This window comes from Ensifer sp., assembly GCF_035999135.1.
In the GTDB taxonomy this organism is placed as follows: domain Bacteria; phylum Pseudomonadota; class Alphaproteobacteria; order Rhizobiales; family Rhizobiaceae; genus Ensifer.
This window is the reverse complement of the sequence record NZ_DASYGZ010000194.1, coordinates 1-1,586: the sequence shown is the minus strand read 5'-3', so window position 1 is coordinate 1,586 and position 1,586 is coordinate 1. Positions and strand designations below refer to the sequence as shown.

Annotated in this window: 2 protein-coding genes; one reads left to right on the top strand and one right to left on the bottom strand. The window is 59.7% G+C overall.

The window, feature by feature from the left end:
• Positions 1–277 precede the first annotated feature (277 nt).
• Positions 278–1,168: a branched-chain amino acid aminotransferase gene (locus tag VGO12_RS25390; protein ID WP_327515495.1), complete on the top strand. Its 891-nt coding sequence runs from the start codon at positions 278–280 to the stop codon at positions 1,166–1,168.
• A gap of 87 nt (positions 1,169–1,255) precedes the next feature.
• Here VGO12_RS25390 and VGO12_RS25385 read toward each other — a convergent pair whose 3' ends face one another.
• Positions 1,256–1,522: a hypothetical protein gene (locus VGO12_RS25385; protein WP_034788698.1), complete on the bottom strand. Its 267-nt coding sequence runs from the start codon at positions 1,520–1,522 to the stop codon at positions 1,256–1,258.
• Positions 1,523–1,586: the final 64 nt, after the last annotated feature.

Sequence of the window (1,586 nt, the reverse complement as noted above, 5' to 3'; positions counted from 1 at the left end):
CGGCCACGCGGTCATTTCCTTTCAGCCAGATTGCAGCTTGCGAAACATTCGAAAAAATATGTCAGCTTTGTTGACATATTTTTACCATAGCATTAGCGTTCATGCTCGGTAAGCGAGACATTTGGCGTTGGCAACACCTTCAAAAGGATATGCTGCGCCGTTCCGATCGCAAATCCAAAATCACGAAATTGAATTTTCCCTCAATCAGTTTGCCGATAAACTGAAAGCGGGACGATAATCAACCAAGAATGGCGCGGATGCGCCGGAGGATGACACCATGGCAGCGGTTCCATTTGATCAGTTGGACGGAGAAATCTGGTTCAACGGCGAGTTCGTCGCATGGAAGGATGCCAAGGTGCACGTGCTGACCCATGGCCTGCACTATGCAAGCGCCGTGTTCGAGGGCGAGCGCGCCTATGGCGGACGGATTTTCAAGCTGACCGAACACAACCAGCGCCTGCACCAGTCGGCCGATATCCTCGGTTTCAAGATCCCCTATTCGGTCGAAGAACTGGACGCGGCAAGCGTCGAGCTGCTCAAGCGCAAGGGCTTTTCCGAGGCGTATGTGCGCCCGATCGCGTGGCGCGGCAGCGAAATGATGGGCGTCTCGGCGCAGAACAACCGCATCAATGTCGCGATCGCCATCTGGCAATGGGGCAGCTACTTCAACCCGGCGGAAAAGCTGAAGGGCATCCGGCTCGACATCGCCGAATACCGCCGCCCGGATCCGCAGACAGCGCCGTCGAAATCGAAGGCTGCCGGCCTCTACATGATCTGCACCATCTCCAAGCATGCGGCCGAGGCCAAGGGCTATGCCGATGCGATGATGCTCGACTATCGCGGCCGCGTCGCGGAAGCGACCGGCGCCAACATCTTCTTCGTCAAGGACGGCGTCATTCACACGCCGGTGCCGGATTGCTTCCTTGACGGCATCACCCGTCGCACGGTCATCGCACTTGCCAAGCGCCGCGGGTATGAGGTTGTCGAGCGGGCGATCATGCCGGAAGAGCTGTCCACTTTCAGCGAGTGCTTCCTCACCGGTTCGGCCGCCGAGGTCACGCCGGTTTCCGAGATCGGTCCGTATCGCTTCACGCCGGCGACGATCTGCGAAACGCTGATGAACGATTACATGAAGGAAGTCTATCCGGTGGCCGCGGCCGCCGAATAACGACAGCGCCGCGCGTCGCCGCGATCGCGAACGCAGAAAAGGCGGCCATCGGCCGCCTTTTGTCTTGCTACGGATATGATCGCAGAGTTAGGCGGTCTTCCCCAAGAACTGCCCGACGATCCCGCTCAGCACACCGCCGCCGACAAGGCCGCCGATGGCTTGCATGGCAAGGCCGGTCGCGGCTGCTTCGCCGCCGAGCATCTGGATGAGGAACCCGCCGCCCAGGCCGCCGATCGCGCCGACGATGGTCCGTGCGACGACGCCGAATGCCTGCTGTTTCAACACTGCGCTGGCCGCGTTGCCGCCGGCCGCCCCCGCGATCAATTGGGTAATGATAGGCATTAATGCTTCCATTGATCCCTCCGTGTCGTGGCTCGTCGTGGACGGGCCACTAAAAGCCGATGATCCGGCTTGAACA

What these genes read in the sequence shown, in the direction of transcription:
- VGO12_RS25390 (WP_327515495.1), top strand. Translation starts at nt 278, where the DNA reads ATGGCAGCGGTTCCATTTGATCAGTTGGACGGAGAAATCTGGTTCAAC.
- VGO12_RS25385 (WP_034788698.1), bottom strand. Translation starts at nt 1,522, where the DNA reads ATGGAAGCATTAATGCCTATCATTACCCAATTGATCGCGGGGGCGGCC.